Below are 24,712 nucleotides of genomic sequence, written 5' to 3'. Positions count from 1 at the left end.
GGCGGGGGTGCCGTCGGGGGTCTCCTCCGGCTCGTCGAGGAGCTCGAAGATGCGCTCGGCCGACGCCACGCCGGAGATCAGCATGTTGGACATGCCGGCGATCTGGCCCAGCGGCTGGTTGAACTCACGCGAGTACTGGATGAACGCGGTCACGGCGCCGAGGGTCATCTGCCCGTTGGCCACGCGCAGGCCGCCGGCCACCGCGATGCCCACGTATCCCAGCCAGTTCACCCACTGCATGATCGGCATGATCATCCCCGAGTAGAACTGCGCCGTGAACGCGGCCTCGTACAGCTCCTCGTTGCGCTCGTCGAAGCGCGCGGCCATGTCCCGCTGCCGGCCGAACACGGTCACCAGCTCGTGCCCCGTGAACGACTCCTCGATGTGCCCGTTGAGCCGGCCCGTCTCCCGCCACTGCGCGGAGAACAGCGCCTGGGACTTCTTGCCGATCACGCCCACCACCACGCCGGCCACCGGCAGCGCGATCAGGGCGATGAGCGCGAGCTGCCAGGACAGCCAGAACATCATGCCGACGATGCCGATCACGGTCAGCGCCGAGTAGACGAGCGAGGCGAACGCCTGCTGGAGGGCCTGCTGGACGTTGTCCACGTCGTTGGTGGTGCGGGAGAGCAGGTCGCCGCGCTGCCCGCGGTCGAAGTGGCTCAGCGGCAGCCGGTTGATCTTGGCCTCGATGTCCTCGCGCAGGCGGAACACGAGGCGCATCACGAGATCGTTGAGCACGCGGCCCTGCAGCCACATGAACAGCTGGGCCACGAGGTACATGGCCAGCACGATCAGGATCAGCCGGCCCAGCTCGGTGAAGTCGATCCCCTCGCCCGGTGTGAACGCCATGCCGGAGAGCATCTCCGCGGCCTGGTCCTCGCCCTGGGCGCGCAGCCCGTCGATGACCTGCTCGCGGCTCAGCCCGCCGGGCATCTGCGCGGAGACCACGCCGCCGAAGATCACGTCCATCGCCCGGCCGAGCACGCGCGGCGCCCACACGTTGAACACCACGGCCACCAGCACCATGACGGCGACGACGGCCAGCCCCAGCTTCTCCGTGCGGAACAGGCTCATGAGCCGCTTCGCGGACGGCCAGAACGCCTTGGCCTTGCGGGCCGGCCCGCCGCCCCAGTCGTCGGTGGCGCCCTGCTCCTGGATCTCGAGGATCTCCTCGTCGGTCAGGTGCTCGCTCATGCCACGTCCTCCGCGGTCAGCTGGGAGTCCACGATCTCCCGGTAGGTCTGGTTGTCCGCCAGCAGCTCGGCGTGGGTGCCGCGGCCGACCACGCGGCCCTCGTCCAGCACGATGATCTGGTCGGCGTCGATGATGGTGGCCACCCGCTGGGCGACGACGATCCGGGTCACCCCGGCCGCCGCGCGGTCGAGCGCCGACCGCAGCCGCGCGTCGGTGGTGACGTCCAGGGCGGAGAACGAGTCGTCGAACACGAGGATCCGCGGCTCGGCCACGAGGGCACGCGCGATGGACAGGCGCTGGCGCTGGCCGCCGGAGACGTCCGTGCCGCCCTGGGACAGGCGCGAGTCCAGACCGGAGGCCGCCGCCTCTCCCCTGCCCGTGGTGCGGGCGCGCACGAAGTCCGCGGCCTGGGCCGTCTCGAGGGCCGCCCAGATGCGCTCGTCCGAGGCGTCCGGGGCCCCGAACTGCATGTTCTCCCGCACGGTGCCCGAGAACAGGTACGGCTTCTGCGGCACGAGGGCCACGGCCTCGGTCAGCTCGGCCCGGGCCAGGTCGGTCACCGGCACACCGTCCACGAGCACCTCGCCGGACGTCGCGTCGTACAGCCGCGGCAGCAGGCTGATCAGCGTGGACTTGCCGGAGCCGGTCGAGCCGATGATCGCCGTCGTGGTGCCGGGGGCGACGACGAAGCTGACGTCGTCGAGCACCGGCGCCTCGGCGCCGGGGTACTGGAAGGTGACGTGGCGCAGCTCCACGGCGCCGTCGCGACGATCGGGGGTCACCGGGCGGACCGGCTCAGCGAGCGTCGGGACGGTGTCCAGGACCTCGCCGATGCGGCGGGCGGAGATCACGGCGCGCGGGAGCATCATCATCATGAAGGTGCCCATCATCACCGCCATGAGGATCTGCAGCAGGTACTGCATGAACGCGGTGAGCGCGCCGACCTGCACGAGCCCCGCGTCCACGCGCTCGCCGCCGAACCACAGGACGGCAGCGGTGGCCAGGTGGAGGATCATCGTGATGACCGGGCCGAGCAGCACGAACAGCCGGCCGATCCGCACGGACGTCTCCGTCAGGGCGGCGTTGGCGTCCGTGAACCGGCGCGTCTCGTGGCGTTCGCGCACGAACGCACGGACCACGCGGATGCCCTGGATCTGCTCGCGCATCACGCCGTTGACGTCGTCGATGTTGTCCTGCATCCGCTGGAACAGCGGCATGAGACGCGCGACGATCCACGCCACGATCACCAGCAGCACCGGCACGGAGACCCACACGAGCCAGGACAGGCCCGGGTCCTCGCGGATGGCCATGATGATGCCGCCGACCGCCATGATCGGCACGGCCACCATGAAGTTCAGGGCCATGAGGGTGAGCATCTGCACCTGGTTGACGTCGTTGGTGCCGCGCGTGATGAGGGTCGCGGCGCCGAAGCGGCCGAGCTCCTCCGCGGAGAACGCGTCCACGCGGGTGTAGACGGCGCGGCGCAGGTCCCGGCCGACGCCCATCGAGGCCTTCGCGCCGAACCACACGGCGGCGATCGCGGCGACCACCTGCACCAGCGCGACGCCGAGCATCACGAGGCCGAGGTCCCAGATGCGGGCGGTGTCGCCGCGGGCCACGCCCTCGTCGATGATGCGGGCGTTGAGGCTGGGCAGGTACAGCATGGCCAGCGTGCTGATCAGCTGCAGCACGACGACGGCCGCGACGGCGCCGCGATAGCGCCGGCCGTGACGGCGGAGCAGGGTCCAGAGCATGGGGCTCCCAGGGAGTCGGGATGGGCGCGCGGCCGCGTGGGCTGCAGTGAGGTGGGCCGACGTGGGCCGGGTTCATTGTGCCCCAGCCGCGGGCGAGGAGGTCGGGCAGCAGCCGTCGTCGTCGGACGCCGCGGGCGCACCCCGGACAGCCGGCTGCCGAACCACCCGCTGGCGGACCCGCACGAGGACTGAGCGACGCCAGACGGGGGGCGTGAGCCAGACGTTTCCGCGGCTGAGGGTCCCTCAGAACAGCACGAACATCTGGCTCACGCCCCCGGAACGCCTGGCTCAGCGCCCGAAGAGCCTCGCGAAGAACCTTGCGGCCCCGGCACGGCCCGCGCGGGCTGCGTCGCGCTCGGCATCAGGGTGACGGCCATCGCACCACTGCGCCGCGGGGACGACGGCCTTGAGGGACTCGACGTGCCGGCCGCATCCGGCCCAGGTGGCCCTGCGGCAGACGGGTCAGCGCGCCGGACGGCACATGAGGGATCCTTTCGGCGAGGGGGCTTCGGGGTGGCCGGTCAGGCCAGGGTCATGAAGAGCTTCTCGAGCTCGGCGACGGTGAGCTTCTCCTCGTCCTCCGCCTTCTCGGGGTCGGCGAGGCAATACTGCATGGCGGATGAGACGACCGCGAAGCCGGCGCGATCCAGCGCGGTGGAGACGGCGGAGAGCTGCGTGACCACGTCCTTGCAGCGACCCTCGCCCTCGACCTCGCGGATGACGGCGTCCAGCTGGCCGCGGGCCCGCTTGAGGCGGTTGAGGATCTTGCGCTGGGTCTCGGCGTCGGCGGTGCGCACGGCGACCTCCTTTGTCACGGTGGCGGGGAGGGGAATCATATCCCCAGGGGTATCCGGCGACGTCGCCGGATGTCACACGAGGAGACCGATGAGCTCCCGGACGAGGATCACCAGGCCCATGGCCAGCACGAACCAGCCGAAGCCCTTCTTCAGCGCCTTCTCCGGGACCCGCTTCATGAGCGGAACGCCGATCAGCGCACCGACCACGGCCACACCGGTGACCCACAGCAGCAGGTCCCACGGCAGCGTCACGCTGGTCAGGTAGCCGCCGAGGCCCGCGAAGGACTTCATGGCGATCACCAGCAGGGACGTGCCCACCGCAGCGGACATCGGCAGGCCGCCGAGCAGGACCAGCGCAGGGACCACGAGGAACCCGCCGCCGGCGCCGACGATGCCCGTGACGAAGCCGACGACGACGCCCTCCAGCAGGATCTTCCCGAGCGGGTGGCGGCGGGGCTCGACGTCAGCCGAGGCCTCCACTGAGGGGGCGGCCGCCGGCTGCGTCTTCTTGGGCCGGATCATGGCCCACGCCGTGAAGAGCATCATCACCGCGAAGGCGATCAGCAGCAGGGTCCCCGGCAGGAAGCCGCCGACGACGCCGCCCAGGAGGGCACCCACCATCGAGGCCGCGCCGAAGATCAGGCCGGTGCGCCACCGGACGGTGCCGTGCCGCGAGTGCAGCAGCACTGAGACCAGCGAGGTCACACCCACCACGAACAGGGAGCCCGCGATGGCCTGCTTCGGCTCGAGGCCGGCCACGTACGTCAGCAGGGGCACCATCAGGATCGACCCGCCGCCACCCATGAGGCCGAGCAGCAGGCCGACCACGAGGGCCAGGGCGAGGACGATCCACATCACGGGTCAGCTCCGCTTCCCCGCGCCGGTGGGGATGCGGCCGATCACGTCGCCCGCGGAGCGCTCCTGCGCGGGGCGGTTCCACGGCATCTTGGCCAGCACGGACGCCATGGCGCACGTGTTGGACACGGCGGAGAAGGACAGGCCCGCGCCGATCGCGGCGGGGATGAGGCCGAACCGCTTCGAGCCGACCTGGGAGGCCACGGCCCCGACCAGCGCGATGGACCCGGCGGTCATGCGGACCTGACGGTCCATGGACCAGCGGTTGCCGCTGCGGACGACCTCGCCGCCGGCCTCGGCGTAGGCGGAGATGCCGCCCTGCAGGACGCGCGCGGAGGTGAAGCCGGCCTGGGCCAGACGGTCCTGGGCGGTGCCGGCCCGGCTGCCGGACTGGCAGACGAGCACCGCGGTGCCGTCCAGGCGGGCGGCGACCTCGTCCGCGTGCTCCTGGAGCAGGTCCAGCGGCACGTTGTAGGAGCCGGCGATGTGCTCGGTCTCGAACTCGCCGGGGGTGCGCACGTCCAGCACGACGGCGTCGGGGCGGGCGGCCAGCTCGGCCTTCAGGTCGCGCGGGGCGACGGGGGACAGGGTGACGCTCATGGGAGGGGCTCCTCGGGGTTGGTCTGGGGGTGTGTCAGGACTGCTGCCAGGCGGCGTAGCTGCCCTCGAGCTCGATCACGTCGAACCCGGCGCGGCGCAGCGCCTGGGCGGCCACGATGTTGCGCAGGCCGGACTGGCAGAAGGTCACCAGGGTCTTGTCCTTCGGCAGCTCCTCCTGGTGGAAGAGCACCTTGCCGGCGTTCAGCTGCCGGGCGTCCGCCACGGTGCCGTGGGAGAACTCGGTCTTGTTGCGCACGTCCACCAGCACGGTGTCCTGCTCCGCGCCGACCTCGCCGGCCTCGATGCGGGACCGCAGCTCGTCGGCCTGCACGGTGGGCACCGGCTCCAACGTGAGGCCGTCCACGGAGGTGGTGAACGCGGCGGCGGCGTCGACGCCCACGCGGATCATGTGGTCGCGCATCGTGTGCGCGTCCTCGCGGTCCTCGGCGAGCAGGACGAGGGCGGCGTCGTCGCTCTCCGGGTCGTAGGCCCAGCCGGCGTGCGTGGCGACCTTGCCGCGGGACGGAAAGGCCAGCGCGCCCGGCACGGTGCCGGCGAGGATCTCGTCCACACCGCGGGTGTCCGCGAACACGGCGCCCTCGGCGAGCGTCGCCTGCACGCCCCCGGCGTCCAGCTCCTCGAGCTCGGGCAGCTCGCCCAGGATGGCTGGCCCCTGCTTGTTCTGGCGCTTCATGCGGGCGAAGTAGGCGTGGGCGTCGGGCTGGCCGTCGAGCAGCTCGTCGATGAAGCCCTGCTCGTCGTCGTTCTTCAGGTAGTCGGACCACCACGCGTACTTGCGCTCGTAGCCGACCGTGGTGGAGGGCAGCGCGCCGAGTGCCTTGCCGCAGGCGGAGCCGGCGCCGTGGGCCGGGAACACCTGCACGTGGTCCGGGAGGGTCAGGAACTTCGCCTTGAGGGAGGCGAAGAGCTGCTGGGCGCCCTCGAAGCGGGTGTCGACGCCGCCGGCGGCCTCGTCCAGCAGGTCCGGGCGGCCGAGGTCGCCGGAGAACACGAAGTCGCCGGTGAGCATGTAGCCCGGGGCGTCCGCGAAGGCGCCGTCGGTGACGAGGAAGGACAGGTGCTCGGGGGTGTGGCCCGGGGTGTGCACGGCCTCGACGGTGATGTTGCCGAGCGTCACCGTGTCGCCGTCCTTGAGGAGGTTGCCCTCGAAGCCGTAGGCCCAGTCCTCGCCGCCCTCGCCGGACAGGTGGATCTGGGCGCCGGTGGCGTGGGCCAGCTCGCGGGTGCCGGAGAGGTAGTCCGCGTGGATGTGGGTCTCGGTCACGTGGGTGATGGTCATGCCGTTCTTGGCGGCCAGGTCCAGGTACACCTGGATGTCGCGGCGGGGGTCCACCACCATCGCCTCGTTCTTCGCCTGGCAGCCGATCACGTAGCTGGCCTGGGCGAGGTCCTCGTCGTAGATGCGCTCGAGCAGCATGGTTCTCCTCCGGGTCGGGGGGTCTCGATGTCCATCCGATACCCCCTGGGGTATGTCGAGAACGAGCGTAGGGTATACCCCCAGGGGTATGCAAGAGAGAGGGTGAGCCCGGGCGGCGACGGGAAGGGACGGCACGGTCGGGAGACGTCGCCAGGGGGCGTGAGCCAGATGATTCCGCTGCGGATCGGGCGTCAGAACGGCAGAAACGTCTGGCTCACGCGGCGGGGGGCGTGAGCCAGATGATTCCGCTGCGGATCGGGCGTCAGAACTGCAGAAACGTCTGGCTCAGCGCCCGGGGTCCTCAGAGCAGGGGACGCAGTGGTACCAGCAGGGCCTCGACCACGCGGGCGAGGCCGTGACGGTCCTCCCAGCGCGGGGTGTCGATCCGGACGGCCCGCTGGGCGTCGAGAGCGAAGATCTCCTCCATCCGGGCGGCGAAGTCGCGGTCCACGACCACCACGTTGGACTCGTAGTTGAAGCCCAGGGAGAGGCGGTCGACGTTGGCCGAGCCCACGGTGGACCAGATGCCGTCCACGGTGGCGGTCTTCGCGTGGATCATGCTGGCCCTGTACAGCAGGATCGTGATGCCGGCCTCGAGCATCTTCCCGAAGAAGCCGCGCGAGGCCCAGTCCGCCACGATGTGGTTGGAGTCCTCCGGCACCATCACCTGCACGTCCACCCCGCGCCGGGCCGCGTGCAGCAGCGCCTCGAGGACCTGCTGGTCCGGGATGAAGTACGGCGTGTTGATGAGGATGCGGTGCTGCGCCCGCTGGATGGCGTCGAGGTAGCTCAGCCGGATCGGGTAGACCAGGAGCGGCGGCTGGTTCGCGGCCACGGTGACGCGCGGGTCCCACGTGTCCGGGGGGCGCCAGGACATCTGCTCGCCCGCGCGGTGGTGGGCGTTCCACTTGATGGAGATCGACTGGCCCAGCGCCCACACCGCCGGGCCGCGCTCACGCACGTGGGTGTCCCGCCACAGGCGGGCGTAGTCGTCGCCGATGTTGAAGCCGCCGGCGAAGCCGACCTCGTCGTCCACCACCATGATCTTCGAGTGGTTGAACCCGCTGTGCCGGACCACGCCTCGCCAGATCGGGCGGGCGAAGGCCGGCAGCCGGAACACGTGGATGCGCGGGTCCAGCTGACGGTAGAAGCGGGGCGGGACCACGAGGTTCCCGAACCCGTCGTAGGAGACGTAGACCTCCACGCCGCGCGCGGCCGCCCGGTTGAAGGCGTCCATGAACCGCTGGCCCGTGGGGTCGCCCTTCCAGATGAAGGTCTCGAACTTGATGATCCGCTGCGCTCCGTCGATCGCGGCGATCATCTCCTTGTAGAGGTCCTCACCCGAGGTGAAGATGCGCAGCTCGGAGCCCTCCACGTGGGCGTCGAACACGCCGGGGTTCGGCGCGGGTCGGCGCACTCGGCCGCCGCGCTTGACCATGTCCACGCCGGTGAGCCCGGCGGCGACCGTCAGCGGCAGTCCCACGAGACCGACGCCCGCGGCCACGGCCGCTCCCCGGAGGAGACGACGGACCGGCAGGCGGGACAGGGACGGCAGGGACGGTCGACGCATTCGCTCAGTCTACTCAGGGCCCCGTCAGCGCGGATCGGTCGAGCGGCGCATCTCGGTCCAGGCCGCGCTCACCTCGGAGCGCATGCGCACGAGTTCGATCGCCGTCTCCTGCAGCCTCCGGGCGCTCTCGCTCTCGGGGATGTACTGCCGCACCCGCTGGGCCTGGTCCTCCGCGGAGACGTCCACCATGACGGCGATCGAGTGCGCCACCAGGCGGGACTCCGCCCCGGTGCGTCGGCTCGCGTAGACGCGCAGCGCCACATGCATGGACCGCTCCGTGGTGTTCACCAGGAGGGCCTCCACGCGCACGAGGTCGCCCACGTGGATGTTCCGCACGAAGCGCACACCGCCGCCGAACACCGCGACCACGGATTCATGTCCGGTCCAGCGGGCGGCGCAGACGGCGGCCGCCTCGTCCACCCAGCGCAGGATCGCGCCCGCGTTGATGGTGCCGCCCACGGTGGCCTCCGCGTTGGGGGCCAGGAACGCGAGGGTGCTCATCTCCTCGGGGGCCTCCCCGGGCGCGGGGAACGGCAGTCGGGCCATGCCGCGCTCGACGGCGCGGCGGGCCACGGTGGAGCGGCGGGCCTGTTCGTCGCGCTCGATCTGGCCGGGGGTCGAGGGCTCCCAGACCGGCACGGTCACGGGCACCCCGCCCTCCTCCGCGGCGTAGACCACGAGGGACGAGGTGGCGACCACGGGGTCGCCGTCGTCGTCGCGGATCTCCGGCAGCAGCAGGCGGGTCTGGACGTGCACCTCGGCGCCGTCCGTGTGGACCACGCGCGCCTGCACCACAGCGCGGCGGTCCACCGGCACGGGGTGCCGGAACTGGGTGTGCCCCATGTAGCGGGCACGCACGAACGTCCCGGCCCAACTCGCCGCGACGGCGTAGCCGGCCTTCTCGATCCAGGAGATGACGGTGCCGGCGTCCACCAGGCCGGTGGGATGATCGAAGCTGTCCGCCCGGAATTCGAGGGCGAGGGCTCCGGGGGGTCTCATGCCGTCGAACGTATCACCCGAGTCCGGGCCCTGTGCGGCCGGTCACGCCCCGTCCAGGAGTCTGCGGGGAACCTCCCGGCCGCGCCCCAGGCGGGTCCGCGCACGGGGGACAATGGACCCATGACCGCCTTCGACCGTCTCCCCCTGCCCGCGGAGCCCCAGACTCCGCACGACCGCCTGCGCCGCCGCACCGAGGCCGCCGTCGCCGAGCGCGGGGAGGCCGCCGTCGCCGGGCTGGCGGTGCGCCTGATGACCGGCGCGGCCACTCCCGATGACGTCACCTCGGGCGCCGCCCGCGCCCTCACCGGCGACGACGGCGACCTCAGCCCCGCCGCGACCGGCGCCCTGGCCCTGATGCACGCGTGGCACCGCAGCGCGCTGCCCGCCCTGACCGGGGCGCTCACCGCCCCCGAGGCGGACGTCCGCTCGGCGGCCCACCTCGTGCTCGCCTCCCGCGCCGGCTCGCTGCGCCGCGATGCCGCCGTCGACCGCACCCTCGTGGACGCGGTGCGGGCCGGCTGTGCCGACCCGGACCCGGAGGTCCGCGCGTCGGCCGCGTCCGCACTGGGTGCCCTCGCCCGCCCCGAGGACCTCGAGTCCGCCCTGCCCGTGCTCACCGGCATGGTGATGGACGTGGACGCGGACCTGGCCGCGGCCGCCGAGCTGGCCCTCGAGCAGCTCGCGATCCGCCTGGACCGGCCCGGCCTGCGGGTCAGCCTCGAGGGCTGAGGCGACGCCCGTGCAGTGCCCCCACTTCGATGTCGGCGAGTGCCGTTCCTGCCCGCTGATGGGCGTGCCGTACGCCCGGCAGCTCGCGGACAAGCAGGCCGCGGTCCTGGCCGCGCTGGCGGACGCGCTCGATGCGGACACGGTCGTGGCCGAGCCGTTCGCCTCCGCGGAGGCCGGGTTCCGGAACAAGGCGAAGCTCGTGGTCACGGGGTCGGCGGCGGCGCCGCGGCTGGGCATCCTGGACCCGCGGCAGCACCCCCGCCATCACGACGGCGCCGGCGTGGACCTGCGCGACTGCGGCCTGTACGAGGCCGGCATGGAGGGCGTGTTCGAGGCGTGCGCGGCGGCGGTGACGGCGGCCGGGCTGGAGCCCTACGACGTCGCCGCCCGCACGGGCGAGCTGAAGAACGTGATCGTGACGCTCTCCCCCGACCGGGAGGCGATGGTCCGGTTCGTGCTGCGCTCCGCCGACCGGCTGGACGCGCTGCGCGCGGCGGTGCCGGGGCTGCTGGATGACCTCGCGGCGCGCGGGACACCCGCCGCCGTGGTGAGCGCGAACCTGCTGCCCGAGCACGTGGCCCTGCCCGAGGGCGACGAGGAGATCGTGCTCGCCGGCGGGCCGACCCTGCGGATGGAACTGAACGGGATCGGCCTGCGGCTGCGCCCGCAGGGGTTCTTCCAGACGAACACCGCGGTGACCGAGGGGCTGTACGCGACGGCGGCGGCGTGGGTCGCCGAGGGCGGTGTGCCGGCGTCGGCGTGGGACCTGTACTGCGGGGTGGGCGGGTTCGCGTTCCACCTGGCCCGGGCCGGCGTGCGCGACGTGTGGGGCATGGAGTCCTCCGCCGAGGCGGTGGCCGCGGCCCGGGAGACGGCCGCGGAGCTCGGCCTGGCCGACCGGGCGCGCTTCTCCGCCGGCGACGCCACCTCCGCGCTTTCGTTCGAGAAACGGCGGGCTCCGGAGGCGCTTTCGTTCGAGAAACGGCGGTCCCGCCCGGACGCCGTCGTCGTGAATCCGCCGCGGCGGGGCATCGGCGCCGAGCTGGCCGACGCGCTGGAGGACTCGGGCGCGCCCACCGTGCTGTACTCGAGCTGCAACCCGACGACGCTGGCACAGGACCTGGCCCGGATGCCGAGCTATCGGGTGGCGCGGGTGCAGTTGTTCGACATGTTCCCGCAGACCCGGCACGCGGAGGTGCTCACACTGCTGACCCGGCGGTGACGGGGGCCGGGGCGCGTCACCGCGGGCTCCCCGCCCGACGGTTCCGCTTCTTCAACTCGACGAAGACCTGCAGCAGCGTCAGAGCCGACGGCGCGAGCGCGGGTTGCGTGAGCACGAGCGGTTGCGCACGGGTCAACCCGCCACCCTGCAACGGCCGTCCCGAGTCCCACCGGTTGGCCTTGCGCAGACCACCCTCGTTCCACAGCCGCTCGTCCACCTTGAGCGCCACCTTCATCGTGTGCTCCGACTCTGGCGCCACAGCACGGACTTCCTTCACGTCCGCCCAGTCCACCGACCAGTCCCGCGTCCACACCCGCCGCTCATCGAACGTGACATGCCGAGGCCGGAACAGACCCATCGTCGCGGCGGGAAGCACCGCCAACGCCAGCGCCAACCCGATGAACGACGCCACACGCCACACCCCGAACCCGGCCGAGACATCCTCCGGCGGCCGGAAGATCACCCACACGAACACCGCGATGCACACCACGACGATCAGCCACAGGAGCAACCACCGCGCCGGACGCACCCGCGCCTGCACCGGCAGACTCGCCAGGATCTCCTCCCGCGTCGCCTTCTTCCGCAACCGCGTCGGCTTAGCATCCATCACTTGCTCATCATCCAGTTCATGAGCCCTTCGCCCCCCGGCCATCTCCGCCGAGTGTGTCCTGCTCGTTCCCGGGCCACGCTTCCGGCGCGCGGGGGCACACGTCCGCCCCGTCGGCACGACCCTATTCCCGGAACCCACCGCGCCGCAGCGACATCACCGCAGCTGAGAACCGCTGTGATGTCGCTGCGGTGCGGTCGGCCGGAACGACGGCGCGCTCGCTGCGGTGAACATCGCCGCGGCACTCCCCGTGCGGCCCCACTTCCCCGCCCGTAGGCTGGTTCCCATGTCGCAGACGCTCACCCCCGCCGCTCCGCAGGACCTGAACGCCCGCCGTCACCGGCTCCGCCGCTACCGCGCCGTCATCTTCGACATGGACGGGGTCATCACGGACACCGCCGGCGTGCACGCGCAGGCGTGGAAGGAGCTCTTCGACGGGGCGCTGCCCGCCGTGGGCGCGCTGCCCGCCAACGCCGCCGTCGTCGCCGCGGACCCGGACGTGCTGCGTCCCTTCGACGCCGCCGCCGACTACCTGCACCACGTGGACGGGCGCCCCCGCGAGGACGGGGTCCGCACGTTCTTCGCCTCCCGCGGCCTGAGGGTGCCGGAGGCCGACGCCCCCGAGGCGGACGCCGCCCCGGAGCTGACCGTCCTCGCCCTCGCCGAGCGCAAGCAGGGCTACTTCGAGCAGGTCCTCGAGCGCGACGGCGTCCGCGTGTTCCCGGAGGCCCAGGACCTCCTCGAGCGGCTGCGGGCCAAGGGTGTGCCGGTCGCACTGGTCACCAGCTCCAAGAACTCCCGCGCCGTGCTCACGGCCGGCGGCGTGCTGGACTTCTTCCCCGTGATCGTGGACGGGAACACCGCCGTCGAGCGCGGGCTGCCGGGCAAGCCGGACCCGGCGATGTTCTGGGAGGCCGCCCGCGAGCTGGGCGTCGACGTCGCGGACGCGATGGTCCTCGAGGACGCCGTCTCCGGCGTGAAGGCCGCCTCGGACGGCCGCTTCGGCCTCGTGATCGGCGTGGACCGCGAGCCCGAGCTCGGCAAGGGCCGACTCAAGGCGGCCGGCGCCCACCTGGTGGTCCAGGACTACGGGACCCTGCATCTGGAGGACCGCACCACCACCCCGTTCGACCCCGCGTGGGTGCTGCGCTGGGACCGCTTCGACCCGGCCTCCGAGGGCACGCGCGAGGTGCTGTGCACCCTGGCCAACGGGTACTGGGGCACCCGCGGCGCTGTGCCCGGCACGCACATCTCCTCCGTCCACTACCCCGGCACCTACATGGCCGGGGTGTTCAACCGGCTGACCTCGATGGTCCAGGGCCGGGTCGTGGAGACCGAGCACATGGTCAACATCCAGGACTGGACCCCGCTCGTGGTGACCCCGCGCCACGGCCGCCCGCTGCTGCCGGGTGAGGAGAACCTCGTGGAGTACGGCCAGGAGATGGACCTGCGCCGCGGCGTGCTCTCCCGCACCATGACCTTCGAGGACGAGCAGGGCCGGCGCACCACGGTCCACACCCGACAGTTCACCTCGCTGGCCAACCGGCACCTCGCCGCGATCGAGCTGACCGTCGTGGCGGAGAACTGGTCCGGGGACCTCACGGTGCGCTCGAAGATCGAGGGCCGCGTGGCCAACCTCAACGTCTCCGACGACCGCACCCTCGCCAACCAGCACCTCGAGCCGGTCCAGGCCCGGGAGATCGACGGCGAGACCGTCCTGCTCGAGACCGCCACCAACCAGTCCGGCATCCACGTGGCCGTGGCCACCCGCACCCGCCAGGTGGCGCCGGTGGGCCACCACGAGCCCATCCGCCGCCCCGTGGACGGCTCGGACCTGGTGGTCGGCCAGGACATCCTCCTCCACGTGGACGAGGGCGTGCCGCTCGTGCTGGAGAAGATCGCCGCCGTCGCCACGAGCCACGACCACGCCAACGCCTCCGTGTGGGAGTCGGCGGTGAAGGACGTCCAGCGCGCCCAGAACTTCCGCAACCTGCTGACCCTGCACGAGCAGCGCTGGGGCACCAACTGGGACCGGTTCTCCGTGCGCATCGACCTGGCCGAGCCGTACCGGCATCAGCGCCGCTCCACGGCGGCGGAGGCCGGCGGCGAATACGCGCCGCCCGTCGTCGACGCCGGCCACTCGGCCCCGGTGGGGTCCGCGGTCCCGATGGGCAAGGACGGCGCGTCGCTGCGCCAGCAGCTCGCCCTGAACCTGCACACGTTCCACGTGCTCCAGACGGCCTACGGCCGCCGCCGGGACCTGGACGCCTCCGTGGGGGCACGCGGCCTGCACGGCGAGGGCTACCGCGGCCACATCTTCTGGGACGAGATCTACGTCTACCCGATGCTCACGCTGCGCCGCCCCGAGATCACCCGGGGCCTGCTGATGTACCGCTACCGGCGTCTCAACGAGGCCCGCGCCAACGCCCAGGCCGAGGGCTGGGCCGGTGCCATGTACCCGTGGCAGTCCGGGGCGGACGGCTCCGAGGAGACGCCCACCGAGCTGTGGAACCCGCGCTCGCGCATGTGGATGCCGGACAACTCCCACAACCAGCGGCACGTCTCCCTGGACATCGCCTACTCGGTGCTGCGGTACATCGAGATCACGAAGGACACGTCCTTCATCTCGGACTACGGCGCGGAGATGCTCGTGGAGATCTCCCGGTTCTTCATGTCCATGACCCTGCACAACGCCGTCACGGACCGCTACGAGATCCACGGCGTCATGGGCCCGGACGAGTTCCACGACGGCTATCCCGAGACCCCCGGCTCCGGCCTGCGCAACAACGCGTACACGAACGTGCTGACCTCGTGGGTGCTCGCGGAGACCGCCCGCCTGGTCCGCTGGCTGGACACGATCGACGACGGCCTGCCCGAGCTCATGGAGATCTCCGAGGAGGAGATCGAGCGCTGGGAGGAGGTCAGCACCCGTCTGACCGTGCCGTTCTTCGAGGAGGGCGAGGAGGCCGGCATCCTCGCCCAGTTCGAGGGCTACCAGGACCTGCTCGAGTTCGACTGGGAGGCCTACCGCGCCAAGTACGGGAACATCGGCCGCATGGACCTGATCCTGCAGGCCGAGGGCGACGCCACCAACCGGTACAAGCTCTCCAAGCAGGCCGACACCCTCATGCTCGGATACCTGTTCTCCGCCGAGGAGCTGGACCGGATCCTGCGCCGCATGGGCTACGAGCTGCCCGAGGAGGCGTTCGAGCGGATGGTCACGTACTACGAGGCCCGCTCGACGCACGGCTCCACGCTCTCCCGGCTGGTGCACGCGTGGGTGTCGGCCCGCACGGACCCGGACCGGTCCTGGGACCTGTTCACGGAGGCCCTCGAGTCGGACCTCTCGGACACGCAGGGCGGCACCACGAAGGAGGGCATCCACCTGGGCCTGATGGCGGGCACCGTGGACACGGTGATCCGCTGCTACGCGGGCCTCGAGACGCGCGACGACGTCGTCCGGCTGCACCCCCGCATGCCCGCCCAGCTGCCCGGCGCCCGGTTCACCATCCGGTTCCGCCAGCAGCCCGTGGTCATCCAGATGACCCAGCGGGAGGTGACGGTGGCCGCGGGCGAGGGCATGTGGCACGACGTGCCGATGATCATCGCCGGCCGCGAGCACACCCTGTCCCCCGGCGAGAAGCTGACGGTCCCGCTGGACTGAGGGCCGCCGTCGTCGGCCACCCCACCCCGTCCCTTTGGGGGCGAAAGTGGGCGGTATCCCGCGCGGATACCGCCCACTTTCGCCCCCGGACGCGGGAGGACGCGGGAGGACGCGGCTGCCGCCCCGGCTCAGCGCAGCGGCAGCTCGGCGCGGACCACCCAGCAGCCGCCCAGCGGGCCGGCCGTGAGGGTGCCGCCGAACACGGCCACGCGCTCGCGCATGCCGGCCAGGCCGAAGCCGCTGGCCATCGCGACCACCACGCGGTCGCGGCGGGGCTCGCCCTCGTCCATGGGGCTGGCGATGCACAGCACGAGGCGGTCCGCGCCCTCGAGCTGCGAGGTCAGGCGCACCGTGCCGCGGCGCGGGGCGTGCTTGAGGATGTTCGTCACCGACTCCTGCACCACACGCAGCACGGTCAGCTCCAGGGAGCGCGGCAGCTCGTCCAGCTCGGTCAGCGAGCGCTCGACCGCGAACCCGGCCGCGTGCAGCTGGGCCTCGAACTCGTCGAGGCGGGCCGGCAGGTCCACGACGGCGTCCCCCTCCGCCGTCTGCGCGTTGCGGGAGGAGCCGCGCAGCGCGGTGAGCATGCGGCGCAGGTCCACGAGGGACTGCCGGGCGGCCTCCTCGATGGCCTTCTCCGCGGCGGCCCGTTTGTCCGGGTCCCTCTGGGTGGGCAGCATGGCGGCCTGCATCGAGATCACGGTGAGCCCGTGCGCGACGACGTCGTGCAGCTCCGCCGCGATCCGCTGCCGCTCGGCCTCCGCGGCGCAGGCGGCGGCCTCCTCGGCCCGGCGCAGGGCCGCCTCGCGGTCCCGGGCCCGATGCCGGGATCGGCGGATCATGAAGGCCGGCACCGCCACGCACAGCGCGACGATGAGCGTGATGACCATGACGCCCTTGAGGCTGTCCTCGTCCGCCCACGTGCCGTCGGTGAGGACCTCGCCCGCGACGGTGAGCAGGATGAGGGCGCCCAGGGCGAACCAGACGAACACCCGGTGCGAGTACCGCGTCACCATGGCCGCGCCCAGGACGACCCCGCCACTGAACGCCTGCGGGGTGAGGTGCGCGTGGTCCGCCTCCACGAGGCCCACCAGACCGAACGTGCTCCCGAGCAGCACGAACACCGCCGCGAGGGTGGGCTGCCACCCGAACAGCAGCGTGACCAGCACGCTCCGCCAAGAACAGGACCCAGCGCAGGAGCGGCTCCCGCCCCTCACCCGTCAGCCCGCCGTCCTCCTCGAGGATGCCCGCGAGTTCGGGGTCGGCGCTCAGCCCGGCGGCCACCATGGGCCCCAGCACCAGGGTGAGGATCTCCCCCACCACCATGAGCCCGACGATCACGTAGAGGACGATCCGCATGTGCCGGGAGACGGGCTCCGCGCGCAGGATCGCCGGCAGGCGGGAGCCCAGGGGAGACTCGGCAGGCGGGGGCGACGTCGCCGTCGTCGTCCGAGCCGGGGCGGGCGCCGCGATGCTCATCCGATGTCCACGAGGCCCGCGCGGGCGGCGCGGATGAGGATCTGCACGCGGTCACGGACCTGCCACTTGTCCAGGACCTTGCCGATGTGGGACTTCACCGTGGCCTCCGCGAGGAACAGGGCGCCGGCGATCTCCGCGTTGGAGGCGCCCTTGGCGAGCTCGCGGACCACGTCCAGCTCGCGCTCGGTGAGGCGCTCGTGCGGGGCGAGGGGCTCGGCCGGGCACGGGGCGGCGTGTTCGGGGGCCGCGGTGACGGCCTCCACCAGGTCCGCGGCCACGCGGGCGGAGAACACGGCGTCCCCGGCGTGGACGCGGCGGATGGCGTCCACGACCTCGGCCGGCGGTGCGTCCTTCACGAGGTAGCCTGCGGCGCCGGCGCGCAGGGCGGGCACGAGGTACTGCTCGGAGGAGAAGGTGGTGATCGCCAGGACGCGCACGCCCGGGGCCTCGGCGGAGATGCGCGCGGTGGCCTCGACGCCGTCCATGCGGGGCATCTGCATGTCCATCAGCACGACGTCGGGGGCCAGCGTGCGGGCCGCCTCGAGGGCCTGGACCCCGTCCTCGGCGGAGCCGACCACCTCGAGGTCCTCGGCCTGGGCCACGAAGTGCTCGAGGGCGGTGCGCATCAACGCCTGGTCGTCGGCCACGACTACTCGGATCATGGCGTCCAGCCTAGGAGGCGCACAGGCCGCCGCGCGTCCACCGAAGGTCGACGTCGGCCCCCGCCTCGGGGCGGACCGGGCCGGCTCCCGCGCCCGGCCGGCCACCGCAGTCCCGGCGCCTCCGTGGGCAGAACCCACAACCCCATCGCCTCCGTGGGCAGAAGAGAGGGCACTTCTGCCCACGGAACGCTCTGGCCTGCCGCTTCCGCCCACGGAACCGGGCCGCCCCACCCGGGCCCCGCTCCACCCCCCGCGCGTCACCGCGGCAGCAGGAACCAGCCCATCACGGCCATGCCGAGGATCCCGGCGAGCATGGCCGGCAGCAGCACCACGAACAGGTTCCGCCGCGTCACGGCCCAGCCGGGCATCTGCGGCGACTGCGCCCCCGCGGCCATGCCGTGGGCCACCTGGATGCGAGCGGGCCCGGCGACGATGCCCCAGCCCGCGGCCGCGTTGTGCAGGCCGTTGGACCAGGGCGGGGGGACGCCCAGGGCGGCGCCTGTGTCCATCTGCAGGGGGCCGATCAGGGCCATGGCCCCGGTGTTCGAGGCCGTGATGAAGCCGGCGAACGCGCCGAGGAACGGCATCGCCACCAGGTAGGACTCCCCCATCCCGCTGAGTGCGCCCGCGAGCGCCTGCGAGACCCCGCCGGCGGAGAGGATGAGCCCGAACGCCACGTAGAGCGCGTTGGGGATGGCGGTGCCCACCCACAGCTTCCCGGCCTCGCGGGGGACGCGGCGGCGGGCGGCGGCGTCGAGGTGGAGCAGCTGCACGCCCACGCCCACCGCCACGAACGCCCACAGCGCCGGCGTCCCCACGAGGGCCGCCACCCCCTCGAGCCCGAAGGCGCCCTTCACGGTGGTGCCCAGCACGGTGCCGGCCATGAGCGTCAGGTACGGCACCACGTCCCGCCCCGGCCCGGGCAGCAGCCGGCCGCCGCGGATCACGAGCAGCCAGGCCACGGTGAGCACGAACGTGGCGACGGCGCCCGCCGGCGCGGTGCCGACCACGAGGTTCGCCCCCAGGATCAGCGCCCACTGGGCGACCCCGGAGAGCACGGCGACGCCGAGCCAGGGCAGTGTCCGGGCCGGGCCGGCGTCGACTCGCATGCCGCGCGCCCCGCGCAGCAGCAGCACCGTGGCCACGCCCGCCACCAGGCAGGCCGGCAGGTTGAACACCGCGGCGGTGACCCCGATCTCCCGGAAGTCCAGGCCGAACAGGCGGGCGCCCATGAGCGTGCCCGGCGCCATGGACCCCCACGGGCCGATGGTGAGCGCGAGGACGGAGATCAGCGCGGACCGGAACGCCGTGTAGCCCAGACCCAGCAGCAGCGGCACACCCACGATCAGGGAGACGCCGAACCCGGTCACGGTCTCGAGGAACGGGATGACGCCGTGCACCATGAGCAGCGCGGTCGCGATCGTGGGGCCGTTGCCCGCCGACAGCCACGCGGCCAGGCGCGCGTGCCCGCCCGAGTACTCCATGACGCGGGACAGGGTGATACCGCCAGCGATGATCGCCAGGATCTCGAGCAGCGTGGGCACGCCGGCGCCGATCGCGCCGCCCAGGTCGCCCGGGGCCACGCCGAAGGCCGTGAGGGCCAGCAGCACGGCCACGGCCGTCCCGGCGGCCGGGGCCACCCACGCGGGCAGTCGGGTGAGCAGCAGCACGAGGGTGAGCAGGATGGGTGAGAGCGCGAGCAGCACCTCCACGGCGCACCCCCTTCCCTCGTGTACTGCGCCCCACTGTAGGCGCGGGGTGGGGCCGACACCCCTCCCCTTACTCTGGGGGTCATGACGCAGCCATCCCACCCCGACGACGTCACCCGCGCCCGCCTGATCCCGCCCGTGCCCGTGGCGGTGGCCCCGATGGCCGGCGGCCCCTCGACCCCGGAGCTGGTCGCCGCCGTCGTGGGCGCAGGCGGCGGCGGGTTCCTCGCCGGCGGCATGCGGACGGCCGCGCAGATGCGCGCGCAGGTGGACGCGCTGCGCGCGCTGCTGGGCGCGGAGGGGCCGGACCGCTGGGGCGTGAACCTGTTCGTGCCGGACGCGGTGAACACGGCCATCCCGGACGCGGCGCGCACGGAGGCGGCACGGTCGGCGCGGACGGCGGCCGTCGCCGCGTACCGGGCGGGCCTGACGGCCGACGGCGCCGCCGGCCTGCCCACCGCCGCGGACGTCGTCCCGGACCCGGACGCCGAACGGGCCGACTTCGACGCCCTGCTCACCGCCGCCGAGGAGCAGGCGTGGCCGCTGGTCTCCTTCACGTTCGGCCTGCCGGCCGCCGACGTGTTCGCCCGGCTGGCCGCCGCGGGCATCCCGGCCGGGGCCACCGTGACGGACGCGACCGAGGCGCGGGCCGCCCTCGACCACGGGGCCGCGTTCCTCGTGGTGCAGGGCCACCGCGCCGGCGGGCACCGGGGCACGTCGGACCCGGCCGCGGAGCCGACCCGCGCCGAGATGCCGACGGTGCTGGCGGCGGTGCGCGACGTCGTCGGGACGGGGGCCGCGAGCGCCGCGCCCGTGGTGGCCGCCGGCGGCGTGGGCACCGCCGAGGACGTGCGCGCCCTGCTGACCGCCGGCGCGGACGCCGTCTCGGCCGGCACCGCGTTCCTCCTCACCCCGGAGGCGGGCACCTCGGCGGCGCACCGGGCCGCCGTCGCGGCGTGTGCGGCCGGGACACGCTTCTCCGCCGACGACGGCCGGGCCCGCACCGGCCTGACCCGCGCCTACACGGGGCGGTGGGCGCGGTCGCTGGCCACCGCGTTCATGGCGGAGCACCCGGACGCCCCCGCCGCGTACCCCGAGGTCAACGTCCTGACGAAGGGGCTGCGCGCCGCCGCCGCGGCCGCCGGCGACCTCGAACGCGTCCACCTGTGGGCCGGCACCGAGGCGCACCGGGTCCGTGAGGCGCCGGCCGCCGACGTCCTCGCCTCCCTCGCGCCCTGAGGACCGTCCCGGATCATCCCGCGGACTGACGCCGGCCCCTCGGCCTGCGGCCTAGGCTGGCCCGCGTGAACCCCCTGCGCCGCCTCGACCAGTGGACGCGCCTGCACCCCGTGCGCACCGACGTGATGGCCGCCGCGGCACTGTTCACCGTGCTCGTGGCGCTGCCGTGGATCGCGCTCGGGCCGATGGTCGCCCCGGACCCCCAGGGCCGGCAGACGGCCGTCTCCCTCCTGGCCGGGGCCGGCATGGTCCTGCCGTGGGCCGTGCGTCGGGTGCGCCCGGTGGCCTCGGCCGCCGTCGTGACGGCCGCGGCCGTCCTGCACCTGCTCGCCGGGCCCGAGTTCAGCCTGTCCCTGCTGATGGTGCCGCTCACCGTCTACAACCTCGCCGCGAACGCGCCCCGGAGCGTCTCCGTGGCCGGGCTCCTCCTGGGGCTGGTCGGCGGCGTGGCCAACGGGGTGAAGGTGTGGCTGTTCCCGGCGCAGTTCGTCACCCCCGACGGCCTCACCGTCCGCTCCCCCGCGGAGCCGCTGGCCATGGTCATCATGGCGATCGGCTGCGGGCTCGTGGTGCTCACCGCGTGGGCGTTCGGCGACGTCGTGCGCAACCGCCGCCTCGCCGTGCGCGCCCTCGAGGACCGCGCCCACCGCCTCGAGGTGCAGTCCCGGCAGGAGCGCGAGCTCGCCGCCGCCGACGAGCGCAGCCACATCGCCCGGGAGATGCACGACATCGTCGCCCACTCCCTGCAGGTGATCATCTCCCAGGCCGACGGCGCCCGGTACGCCGCCGCCGCCAAGCCCGCGCTCGCGGTCACCGCGCTCGAGACCATCGGCCAGACCGGCCGTTCCGCGCTCGCGGACATGCGCCAGCTGCTCGGCGTGCTCCGCGAGACCGGCGAGACCGTGGCCGGGGTGCCCGGCGTGACCGACGACGACGCCCGGCGACCCGCCGCCGACGTCGTCGCCTCCCCCGACGGCCGCGGCACCCGCCTGCCCCCGGGCCGCCGGCCCCAGCCGCGACTCGCGGACCTGCCCGCCCTCGTGGAGACGATGCGCCTGTCCGGGCTCGAGGTGTCCCTGCTGGAGACCGGCACACCCCGCCGCACGCTGCCGGCGGGTGGGGAGCTGGCGGCGTACCGGATCGTGCAGGAGGCGCTCACCAACACGCTGCGCCACGGCGGGCCGGACGCGGACGCCTTCGTCACGCTCGCCTGGACGGCGCACGGCCTGGACCTGCAGATCGACGACGACGGCCGCGGCGCCGCCGCCGACCCCGCCACCCGGGGCAGCGGCCAGGGTCTGCGGGGGGCCGCCGAGCGGACGGCCCTGTTCGGCGGGACGCTCGAGACGGGGCCGCGCGTCGGGGCCGGGTACCGCGTGTCCGCCCACCTGCCGTACTCGGCGGTGTGAGGGGTGGCCGCCCCCGTCTCGCCCGCTCACCCCGCCCGACTTGAGAGGATGACCCCATGAGCTCCGAGGAGACCGCCCCCGTCCGCGTGGCCCTGGTGGACGACCAGGCGTTGATCCGGTCCGGGCTGGCCATGCTCGTGGACTCGCAGCCGGACCTGACGGTCGTGGCGGAGGCGGGCAGCGGGCGCGAGGCGGTGGCGTCGGTGTCCGTGGCGGGCGCCGACGTCGTGCTGATGGACGTGCGCATGCCGGAGATGGACGGCATCGAGGCCACCCGCGCGCTGCTGCGCCGGCCGGACGCCCCGCGCGTCGTGGTGCTGACCACCTTCGACCTGGACGAGTACGCCTTCGACGCGATCGAGGCGGGCGCCAGCGGCTTCCTGCTCAAGGACGCCCCGCCCGAGGAGCTGCTCGCCGCGATCCGCACGGTGCACCGGGGCGACGCCGTGATCGCCCCGTCCACGACGCGCCGGCTCCTGACGCACATGGCCCCGCGTCTGCGCTCGGACCAGGTCCGCAGCGCCGAGTGCGAGGAGCAGCAGGCGGCCGTGGCGTCGCTGACCCCGCGCGAGCACGAGGTGCTGGTGCTCATGGCGCAGGGCGCCGCGAATCTGGAGATCGCCGCCGAGCTCGTGCTCTCCGAGGCCACGGTGAAGACGCACGTCGGCCGGGTGCTGGCCAAGCTCGGCGCCCGCGACCGCGTGCAGGCCGTGCTCATCGCCCACCGCGCGGGCCTCGTGCAGTTCTGACCCGCCGTTCCGGCACGCCCTGCAGCCTCCGCCCTAGCCCCTGCCCCACCCCTCGTCGAGGCCCGCAGACACGCCGCTACGCCGTCGTCGTAGCGGCGTGTCTGCGGGCCTCAACGGCCGGCCTCGGCGGTCGGCCGGGGCGGTCGGCCGGGGCGGCGGGGCCCTTCCCTGAGCCACTCCCCAGGCGCCTGCCAGCACAATCACAGGTCATACCTGGGTATGAGTCGGACGCCCCGAGGTTCATCCTCATGGCCCTGCCGGTGCGCCCACCCCCTCCGCGATGCTGGACGCAGGCCCCGCAGCGGGTCCGCCGCCGGGGTGCACGCGCCGATGGCCGCCCCGGCCCGACGCGCACTGGAGGAGAGGCACCATGACCGGCAGCATCCTGGACCACCCCACCCCGACGACGTCCCGCGCCTCCGACCCAGCCGCCGAGCAGGCGCAGCGGGACAGTGAATGCGTGGCCTTCTTCGTGGCGCTGGTGACGGCCGCCGTCGTGATGCTGGGCCTGAGCCTGTTCACGGGGGTCGAGGGGCTGCTCCGCCTGGCGCTCACCGCGGGCGCCGGCCTGCTCGCCGGCGCCGTCGCGTGGGCCACCGCCCGCCCCGTCCTGGAGGACGACGCCCCGGGCGACTGACCCGGCCGCGCCCTCAGGGCCGCAGGCCGCGCAGGTACGTGTCCAGCAGCCAGCCCCGCTGGTCCGGGCCGTGGCCCAGCAGCGCGCACTCCGGCGACCGGGTGACCATGAGCAGGCCGAACAGGTAGTCCGCCCCGGTCACGTCCGGGCCCACGAGCCCGGCCCGCCGCGCCTCGGCCACCACCTGGTCCGCGAGCTCGAGGATCACACGCTCGGCCTCGGCGATGAGGGCCTCGGGCGGCCGGTCGGCGGGGTCGAAGTCGTCCCGGGCCGCCGCGAGCGAGGCCAGGTTCACGGCCCCCAGGTCCTCGGCGAGCCTCCGCCACCGCGCCTCGGCCCCGCCGCCGTGCCCGCCCACCCCGTCGAGGAAGGCCTGCAGGATCCCCCGGTGCGGGCCACGACGTCCTCGAGCACGGCGTCCAGCAGATCCCGACGCGTGGGGAAGTGCCGGTACAGCGTCCCCACGCCGACCCCGGCCTCCTGCGCCACCCCGCGCAGGGACATCGCCGCCCCCTGGGTGGCGATGAGACGGCCGGCGGCCGCCAGCAGGTCCTGGCGGTTGGCGCGGGCGTCGGCTCTCATGTCCCCATCATCCCACTCCACCCCGCACCGCCCGGCGGCGGGGACCTGACGCCCTCGGGTCCACGCCTCGCCGGCCCGCCTCATCCCCGGGCATGACCCGCCGCCCGCGGAGGTGGTCCCCTCCTCCGATCCGCCCCGCCGGGTCCGCGCGGGAGAGTGGCCGCCATGGACACCTCTTCCCCCGCACACCCCTTCTCCCCCCGCACACCCCTTCTCCCCCACGACCCCCGGCCCCGTCGCGCCGGGGCCGGGCACGCCGTCGTCGTCCGCCACCACGACGACGGCGCCCGCCGTCTGCGCCCGCGGCCTCACCCGCGCCTACGGGCGCGGTGACGCGCAGGTGCACGCCCTGCGCGGGGTGGACGTGGACTTCGCCTCGGGCGCGTTCACCGCGATCATGGGGCCCTCGGGGTCGGGCAAGTCGACGCTCCTGCACTGCCTGGCCGGGCTGGACGCGCGGACCTCGGGCTCCGTGAGGATCGGCGGCACGGAGATCACAGGACTGGACGACACCGCCCTGACCCGCCTGCGCCACCGCCCGCACGAGCTCTCGGGCGGTCAGCAGCAGCGCGTCGCCGTCGCCCGCGCCCTGCTCACCCGACCGGGCGTCGTGTTCGGGGACGAGCCCACCGGCAACCTGGACACCGCCACCTCCACCGAGGTGTGAGCAGGCGGGGCGCGGTGCGTGCGAGCCGCGCCCCACAGCTCGGCGCCGGTCCGCGGCCCCGGCGACGCGCCCGAGACCTCGTGACGGGGTCCCGGGCGCGCCCTACGCTGAGCCGCATGAGCGAGACCCTCCTCGCTGCCCCTGCCG

At 73.6% G+C, this 24,712-nt stretch carries 21 protein-coding genes and 1 pseudogene; 8 read left to right on the top strand and 14 right to left on the bottom strand.

What is annotated here, in order from left to right:
- From J1M38_RS04550 to J1M38_RS04515, 8 genes are all read right to left on the bottom strand, one after another.
- A partial coding sequence (locus J1M38_RS04550) for an ABC transporter ATP-binding protein (protein ID WP_206501183.1) occupies positions 1-1,197 on the bottom strand: 1,197 nt, incomplete at its 3' end.
- Positions 1,194-2,951: an ABC transporter ATP-binding protein gene (locus tag J1M38_RS04545; RefSeq protein ID WP_144825436.1), complete on the bottom strand. Its 1,758-nt coding sequence runs from the start codon at positions 2,949-2,951 to the stop codon at positions 1,194-1,196. The genes J1M38_RS04545 and J1M38_RS04550, both read right to left, overlap by 4 nt.
- Before the next feature lie 521 nt (positions 2,952-3,472).
- Positions 3,473-3,748: a metal-sensitive transcriptional regulator gene (locus J1M38_RS04540; RefSeq protein ID WP_044659303.1), complete on the bottom strand. Its 276-nt coding sequence runs from the start codon at positions 3,746-3,748 to the stop codon at positions 3,473-3,475.
- A gap of 72 nt (positions 3,749-3,820) precedes the next feature.
- The gene (locus J1M38_RS04535) at positions 3,821-4,603 is read right to left on the bottom strand and encodes a sulfite exporter TauE/SafE family protein (RefSeq protein WP_080696032.1); all 783 of its coding nucleotides are present in this window, start codon (positions 4,601-4,603) and stop codon (positions 3,821-3,823) included.
- A 6-nt stretch (positions 4,604-4,609) separates the two neighbouring features.
- Positions 4,610-5,203, bottom strand: coding sequence for a rhodanese-like domain-containing protein (locus tag J1M38_RS04530; protein ID WP_052007121.1), 594 nt, complete (start codon positions 5,201-5,203; stop codon positions 4,610-4,612).
- A 34-nt stretch (positions 5,204-5,237) separates the two neighbouring features.
- The gene (locus tag J1M38_RS04525) at positions 5,238-6,641 is read right to left on the bottom strand and encodes an MBL fold metallo-hydrolase (protein ID WP_036384546.1); all 1,404 of its coding nucleotides are present in this window, start codon (positions 6,639-6,641) and stop codon (positions 5,238-5,240) included.
- Between the two features lie 301 nt (positions 6,642-6,942).
- Positions 6,943-8,211, bottom strand: a complete 1,269-nt coding sequence (locus J1M38_RS04520; RefSeq protein ID WP_036316196.1) for a phosphatidylserine/phosphatidylglycerophosphate/cardiolipin synthase family protein — start codon at positions 8,209-8,211, stop codon at positions 6,943-6,945.
- A 24-nt stretch (positions 8,212-8,235) separates the two neighbouring features.
- Entirely contained in the window at positions 8,236-9,210 is a 975-nt protein-coding gene (locus J1M38_RS04515; protein WP_036316197.1) for an acyl-CoA thioesterase, read from the bottom strand.
- Between the two features lie 120 nt (positions 9,211-9,330).
- Here J1M38_RS04515 and J1M38_RS04510 point away from each other — a divergent pair, with 120 nt between their 5' ends.
- Positions 9,331-9,939, top strand: a complete 609-nt coding sequence (locus tag J1M38_RS04510; protein ID WP_020628173.1) for a HEAT repeat domain-containing protein — start codon at positions 9,331-9,333, stop codon at positions 9,937-9,939.
- A gap of 10 nt (positions 9,940-9,949) precedes the next feature.
- Positions 9,950-11,161, top strand: a complete 1,212-nt coding sequence (gene rlmC, locus J1M38_RS04505; RefSeq protein ID WP_206482024.1) for a 23S rRNA (uracil(747)-C(5))-methyltransferase RlmC — start codon at positions 9,950-9,952, stop codon at positions 11,159-11,161.
- A gap of 16 nt (positions 11,162-11,177) precedes the next feature.
- Here the strand turns inward: rlmC and J1M38_RS04500 are convergent, their stop codons facing one another.
- Positions 11,178-11,768 carry a hypothetical protein gene (locus J1M38_RS04500; RefSeq protein ID WP_036316210.1) on the bottom strand — a complete coding sequence of 197 codons (591 nt, stop codon included), beginning with the start codon at positions 11,766-11,768 and terminating at the stop codon, positions 11,178-11,180.
- A gap of 286 nt (positions 11,769-12,054) precedes the next feature.
- Between J1M38_RS04500 and J1M38_RS04495 the strand changes: the two genes are divergently transcribed.
- Positions 12,055-15,432 (top strand): beta-phosphoglucomutase family hydrolase, encoded by a 3,378-nt coding sequence (locus J1M38_RS04495; protein ID WP_135101460.1) that lies wholly within the window; start codon positions 12,055-12,057, stop codon positions 15,430-15,432.
- A gap of 128 nt (positions 15,433-15,560) precedes the next feature.
- Here J1M38_RS04495 and J1M38_RS04490 read toward each other — a convergent pair whose 3' ends face one another.
- The 3 genes from J1M38_RS04490 to J1M38_RS04480 all read right to left on the bottom strand — a co-directional run bounded on the left by J1M38_RS04490 (position 15,561) and on the right by J1M38_RS04480 (position 19,285).
- Positions 15,561-16,601: a histidine kinase gene (locus J1M38_RS04490; RefSeq protein ID WP_206482025.1), complete on the bottom strand. Its 1,041-nt coding sequence runs from the start codon at positions 16,599-16,601 to the stop codon at positions 15,561-15,563.
- 306 nt (positions 16,602-16,907) lie between these two features.
- The gene (locus J1M38_RS04485; protein WP_063189414.1) at positions 16,908-17,573 is read right to left on the bottom strand and encodes a response regulator transcription factor; all 666 of its coding nucleotides are present in this window, start codon (positions 17,571-17,573) and stop codon (positions 16,908-16,910) included.
- Between the two features lie 257 nt (positions 17,574-17,830).
- Positions 17,831-19,285, bottom strand: a complete 1,455-nt coding sequence (locus tag J1M38_RS04480) for an L-lactate permease (protein ID WP_206482026.1) — start codon at positions 19,283-19,285, stop codon at positions 17,831-17,833.
- Between the two features lie 81 nt (positions 19,286-19,366).
- Between J1M38_RS04480 and J1M38_RS04475 the strand changes: the two genes are divergently transcribed.
- The 4 genes from J1M38_RS04475 to J1M38_RS04460 all read left to right on the top strand — a co-directional run bounded on the left by J1M38_RS04475 (position 19,367) and on the right by J1M38_RS04460 (position 23,316).
- The gene (locus J1M38_RS04475; RefSeq protein ID WP_144818892.1) at positions 19,367-20,521 is read left to right on the top strand and encodes a nitronate monooxygenase; all 1,155 of its coding nucleotides are present in this window, start codon (positions 19,367-19,369) and stop codon (positions 20,519-20,521) included.
- Between the two features lie 65 nt (positions 20,522-20,586).
- Positions 20,587-21,930 carry a histidine kinase gene (locus tag J1M38_RS04470; RefSeq protein ID WP_206482027.1) on the top strand — a complete coding sequence of 448 codons (1,344 nt, stop codon included), beginning with the start codon at positions 20,587-20,589 and terminating at the stop codon, positions 21,928-21,930.
- Positions 21,931-21,986: 56 nt separating this feature from the next.
- On the top strand, positions 21,987-22,679 hold the full coding sequence (locus tag J1M38_RS04465) for a response regulator transcription factor (RefSeq protein ID WP_020625618.1): 693 nt from the start codon (positions 21,987-21,989) through the stop codon (positions 22,677-22,679).
- Positions 22,680-23,049: 370 nt separating this feature from the next.
- The gene (locus tag J1M38_RS04460) at positions 23,050-23,316 is read left to right on the top strand and encodes a hypothetical protein (protein WP_020625619.1); all 267 of its coding nucleotides are present in this window, start codon (positions 23,050-23,052) and stop codon (positions 23,314-23,316) included.
- 13 nt (positions 23,317-23,329) lie between these two features.
- Here the strand turns inward: J1M38_RS04460 and J1M38_RS11960 are convergent, their stop codons facing one another.
- Positions 23,330-23,611 (bottom strand): hypothetical protein, encoded by a 282-nt coding sequence (locus J1M38_RS11960; protein ID WP_228070425.1) that lies wholly within the window; start codon positions 23,609-23,611, stop codon positions 23,330-23,332.
- Positions 23,608-23,898: a TetR/AcrR family transcriptional regulator gene (locus tag J1M38_RS11955; RefSeq protein WP_241246472.1), complete on the bottom strand. Its 291-nt coding sequence runs from the start codon at positions 23,896-23,898 to the stop codon at positions 23,608-23,610. The genes J1M38_RS11960 and J1M38_RS11955 overlap by 4 nt, the downstream gene beginning before the upstream one ends.
- A gap of 286 nt (positions 23,899-24,184) precedes the next feature.
- On the opposite strand from J1M38_RS11955, the pseudogene J1M38_RS04450 reads away from it, so the two are divergent.
- Positions 24,185-24,562 (top strand): annotated as a pseudogene (locus J1M38_RS04450) (ABC transporter ATP-binding protein); the annotation flags it as partial.
- Between the last annotated feature and the right edge of the window lie 150 nt (positions 24,563-24,712).

Source organism: Micrococcus sp. KRD070 (assembly GCF_017168435.1).
GTDB lineage: Bacteria > Actinomycetota > Actinomycetes > Actinomycetales > Micrococcaceae > Micrococcus > Micrococcus luteus.
The sequence above is the reverse complement of the archived record's forward strand: the minus strand, read 5'-3'. Positions and strand labels throughout refer to the sequence as shown.

Bases quoted from the DNA above. Each gene is read 5' to 3' on its own strand.
- J1M38_RS04510 (WP_020628173.1), top strand. From the start codon at position 9,331: ATGACCGCCTTCGACCGTCTCCCCCTGCCCGCGGAGCCCCAGACTCCG.
- J1M38_RS04535 (WP_080696032.1), bottom strand. From the start codon at position 4,603: ATGTGGATCGTCCTCGCCCTGGCCCTCGTGGTCGGCCTGCTGCTCGGC.
- J1M38_RS04495 (WP_135101460.1), top strand. From the start codon at position 12,055: ATGTCGCAGACGCTCACCCCCGCCGCTCCGCAGGACCTGAACGCCCGC.
- J1M38_RS04530 (WP_052007121.1), bottom strand. From the start codon at position 5,203: ATGAGCGTCACCCTGTCCCCCGTCGCCCCGCGCGACCTGAAGGCCGAG.
- J1M38_RS04465 (WP_020625618.1), top strand. From the start codon at position 21,987: ATGAGCTCCGAGGAGACCGCCCCCGTCCGCGTGGCCCTGGTGGACGAC.
- J1M38_RS04485 (WP_063189414.1), bottom strand. From the start codon at position 17,573: ATGATCCGAGTAGTCGTGGCCGACGACCAGGCGTTGATGCGCACCGCC.
- J1M38_RS04515 (WP_036316197.1), bottom strand. From the start codon at position 9,210: ATGAGACCCCCCGGAGCCCTCGCCCTCGAATTCCGGGCGGACAGCTTC.
- J1M38_RS04475 (WP_144818892.1), top strand. From the start codon at position 19,367: ATGACGCAGCCATCCCACCCCGACGACGTCACCCGCGCCCGCCTGATC.
- J1M38_RS04545 (WP_144825436.1), bottom strand. From the start codon at position 2,951: ATGCTCTGGACCCTGCTCCGCCGTCACGGCCGGCGCTATCGCGGCGCC.
- J1M38_RS04520 (WP_036316196.1), bottom strand. From the start codon at position 8,211: ATGCGTCGACCGTCCCTGCCGTCCCTGTCCCGCCTGCCGGTCCGTCGT.
- J1M38_RS04525 (WP_036384546.1), bottom strand. From the start codon at position 6,641: ATGCTGCTCGAGCGCATCTACGACGAGGACCTCGCCCAGGCCAGCTAC.
- J1M38_RS11955 (WP_241246472.1), bottom strand. From the start codon at position 23,898: ATGAGAGCCGACGCCCGCGCCAACCGCCAGGACCTGCTGGCGGCCGCC.
- J1M38_RS04460 (WP_020625619.1), top strand. From the start codon at position 23,050: ATGACCGGCAGCATCCTGGACCACCCCACCCCGACGACGTCCCGCGCC.
- J1M38_RS04500 (WP_036316210.1), bottom strand. From the start codon at position 11,768: ATGGATGCTAAGCCGACGCGGTTGCGGAAGAAGGCGACGCGGGAGGAG.